2 protein-coding genes are annotated in these 2241 nt (G+C 69.5%); both read right to left on the reverse strand.

The annotated features are described in order from the left end of the window. Positions 1–191 precede the first annotated feature (191 nt). A complete protein-coding gene (locus DJ73_RS12890) occupies positions 192–1427 on the reverse strand; it encodes a cation:proton antiporter (RefSeq protein ID WP_094524249.1) in 1236 nt (411 codons plus the stop codon). A gap of 61 nt (positions 1428–1488) precedes the next feature. Continuing rightward, positions 1489–1968, reverse strand: a complete 480-nt coding sequence (locus DJ73_RS12895; RefSeq protein ID WP_094558158.1) for a cation:proton antiporter regulatory subunit — start codon at positions 1966–1968, stop codon at positions 1489–1491. Positions 1969–2241: the final 273 nt, after the last annotated feature.

Below are 2241 nucleotides of genomic sequence, written 5' to 3' on the forward strand. Positions count from 1 at the left end.
CAGTCGGGAGGCGGGCGCAGGCGTTCACGAGAGCTCCGCTCTCGTGAGCCAATCAGAACGCGGAGCGTTCTGATGACGACGTAAGGACCACAGGGAGCGAACGGAGTGAGCGACCGAGGACCGCAGCGAGCGTGCGCCCGCCTCCCGGCTGGGGCTTTGGAGGTGTTTACCGTCGATCCATCGTCGGCTATTTATAAACGATCGCCATCCGCATCACCGGCACCGCGATCCAGCCACGAGACCGCGATCGACTCGAACGGCCCGGAGTACTGCATCAGCGTCGTGCCGAGTATCGCCATCACGAGGACGTAGCCGACCGCGAACGCGTTGATCGTCTGCGCGACCGCCGGGTCGAACGTCCCCGCCTCGGCCCCGGTCACGGCGACCGTCGCGATGATCAGCGAGAACTCCCCGCGGGTCGTCATCCCGAGCGCGACGCGGGTCGACCGCTTGGCGTCGAGGTCGAAGGCGCGCCCGGCGAAGAAGCCGGTGACGAGCTTCGTCGGCGTCGTCACGAGCACCGCGAGCGCGATCAGCGCCGCCACGCCGCCGAAGAGGAGCGGGTCGGTGACGAGCCCGATCCAGAAGAAGAACACCGCCGCGAACGTGTCGCGGACGGGTTCGAGCAGCGTCTCGACCCCGTGGGCGTACTCCGTCGACGCGAACGCCATCCCGACGAAGAAGGCGGCGACCGCCTCGCTGACGCCGAGCGCGAGCGCCGCGCCGGCGACGAGCACCACGGTCGCGATCGACCTGAGCGCGACGAACTCCGGGTTGTCGGTCGCCAGCAGCCGGTCGAACGCGGGCGTGCCGAACTGGACCGCCCCCAGCAGCACGAGGATAAACGCGATCGCGATCCCGACGTCCGTCGCGGCCGCGCCCACGTCGCCGCCGCCGAGCACGAGCGCCGAGGCCACGGCGAGGTAGACGGCGATGAACAGGTCCTCGTAGACGAGGGTCCCGAGCAGCGGCTCCGCCTCGTCGTTGGCGATCCAGCCGAGGTCGATGAGCGACTTCGTGATCACCGCCGACGAGGAGATGTAGACGATCCCGGCGGTCAGAAACGCCGGGAGGAACGCGCCGAAGACGAGCCACCCGAGGACGAGCCCGGCCCCGAAGTTCGCGAGGTCGATCGTCCCCGCGGTCCCGATCTGGCGCCGTCGCGCGAGCAGGCGGTCGAGGTTGAACTCCAGCCCGAGGAAAAACAGGAGGAAGACGATCCCGAGCTCCGCGCCGAGCGCGATGAACTCCGTCTCGGGGACGTAGACGGTCCCGACCGCCGGCAGGGAGAGCCGGCCGAGGACGAACTCCCCGAGTAGCATCCCGGCGACGATATAGAAGGGGATCACGGACTGACCGGCGCGGTTCGCGACCCACCCGGCGACCGCGACCGCGGCGAACATGACGCCGACGTCGAGCAGCGCCACTACCGGCTACCCCCGAGACGGGCGACCCGAGGGGCCGCCCCGACCGCGTCGTCGCGGCCGCTCATCCGGTGAGGAGCTCCTCGAACGCCGCGCAGTCCTCGGGTGTCCCGACCCCGATGACCGTGTCGCCCTCGCGGAGCGTGGTGTCCGCGCTCGGGCTGTCGACGACCCCGTCGCCGCGCTGGAGCGCGACGACGGCGAGCCCGGTTCGGTCGCCGATGTCCGCGCTCTCCAGCGTCTCGCCGATCAGCGGCGACCCCGGCTGGATCTCGTACCACTCCAGGAGGATGCCGCCGGGCAGGGTCGTCTCCTGCGTGTCGGGCTCGACCGGCTGGAAGTACGCGCCCTCGACGATCGACCCGATCGTCCGGGCGAGGTCGTCGCCGAACTCGAACACCTTCTCCGAGTCGGCGTCCGGGTCGGGGCGGCGGAACAGCTCGCGTTTACCCGTGTTGTGGATGACGACGATCATCTCGCCGTCGTCGAGTTCGATCTCGAACTTCTTCCCGACGCCGGGGAGGTTGGATTCGCGGATCGTCATACCGGGGGGAGCGGTGCCAGCGTTATAGGTGTGCACGTCGCCGGCGTCCGCCTCGAACGACGCCCGTGCGACGCGGGTCTGACCGCTCCGCACCAAACGCTAAGTAGGGTGGGACCGAGGTAGCGCACATGTGGGGATCCCGGAAGAGCCGGGACCGGCGGACGGTGACCTGCATCGCGTGCGGCGACTCGCTGCTGCGCGAGGACGCGCGCGAGTACGACAAGGAGGGGGACCGCTGGAACCGGCGCGACAAGGAGTTCGAGTACCTCTGTA

The sequence above is a fragment of the Halorubrum sp. Ea1 genome (assembly GCF_002252965.1).
In the GTDB taxonomy this organism is placed as follows: Archaea; Halobacteriota; Halobacteria; order Halobacteriales; family Haloferacaceae; genus Halorubrum.